Source organism: Novosphingobium sp. HNCC26DJ243 (genome assembly GCF_057180545.1).
On sequence record NZ_JBXUGN010000018.1, the window covers coordinates 1 to 1,468 of the forward strand.

At 60.7% G+C, this 1,468-nt stretch carries 2 pseudogenes; both read right to left on the reverse strand.

From position 1 onward, the window contains the following. Positions 1–261: 261 nt before the first annotated feature. Positions 262–1,268 (reverse strand): annotated as a pseudogene (locus tag AC2A04_RS18240) (IS110 family RNA-guided transposase). A 94-nt stretch (positions 1,269–1,362) separates the two neighbouring features. Continuing rightward, positions 1,363–1,468, reverse strand: a pseudogene (locus AC2A04_RS18245) (IS5/IS1182 family transposase); the annotation flags it as partial.

Consider the following 1,468-nt stretch of genomic DNA (forward strand, 5'->3'; position numbering starts at 1 on the left):
GGATTAGGGCGTAGATCTGTAATTGCAGAGCTTGGCGGTGCCGATCCCTTGAGGGTTTCATGGATCTGTCCGCACTGGCCCGGCCGAAGCCTGGTCGTGCTATATCGGGTCTCACAGAGGCGAACGTTGCATTGACTCGAAGCAGGCTTTTAGGTCCATCTGAGCACCTTCGCAGATCGTTCGTCCCTGCGTTCCCTCGCGGGACACCGCCCTCGGATCAGCTTTGACGCTTCACCGCTGGCAAACAGGTTCTACCCTACCTCACGCCTGGAACAAAGTGCCATCGCGCAGCATGGCATGCATGATGACCGCGAGCCGACGGGCGAGTGCGACACGGGCTTTCTTCAAGCCGCGACGCTTGGCGATCTTCATGGCCCAAGTTTTCAGGCGAAGGTCTCACGGCTCCGGGTGAGGATCGAGTTGGCAGCTTCGTAGAGCAGCTTGCGCACGGTCCCATCGCCCTGTTTGGTGATCCTGCCTGTCCAGTCTAGTTCGCCCGACTGATGGCGTCGGGGCACAAGGCCGAAGTAGGCGCCGGCATTGCGTGATTGTCGGAAGCGTCCGGCTTCATCGACTGCGGCGGCGAAGGCGGCCGATGTCTGCACGCCGACGCCTGGGATGGTCATCAGGATCTCGCAAGCCTGTGACTGGCTGGCGATGACACGCAGGCGGCGGTCCATTCCCTTGATTTGCTCGACCAGTTCTGCGCGCACGGACAGCAAGGATGCGATGGCGTCGCCAAGGCCTGGGATGTGTGCCGCTTGCATGATCCGTTCGAGGAAGGCCTTCCCTTGACCTGCGCCGGGCCGATAGCCGAACGTGGCGCAGAGACCGCGGATCGTATTGTCGAGCCGGACACGCGCTTCCACCAGATGGCTGCGTGCAGTGATCACGCTGCGAACGCCATGCGCTGCCGGAGATTTGACGTGCACCTCCTTGTAGAAGCCGGTGCGGGCCAACTGTGCGAGCCCGGCGGCATCGTGAGGATCGGTCTTGTTCGCCTTCATTGCCTTGAGGCTCTGGTGCGCCTGGCGGGCATCAATGCACACCACCGCGACACCCAGTTCACGCATACCAAGGCAGATCGCCGGCGACATGCGGCCCGTTTCGATCACTGCCCTTTCGATCGGGCCGTATCGCTCCAACATCTTGGAGATCGCCTGAGGGGAGCTTTCCACCTTCTCCGACACGAGCTTCCGACCATTTTCGTCAACGATGCAGACCTGCGTGCTTTCCATCGACAGGTCCAATCCGGAATAATGCTTCATGGCTGCTTCCTTCCTTCAGGATTCGACAACCAGAAGTGTGCGCCTCAACCAAGGCCCGAGGGAAGCAGCCGCAATTACACGATGACTCATAAATGCGGAGCCACAGCCGCATTGAGGCGAGCTGAACCATCGCGAGGAAGTTCTCGGCCAGCTTGTCGTAGCGGGTGGCAACACGGCGGAAGTGCTTGAGCTTGGAGAAG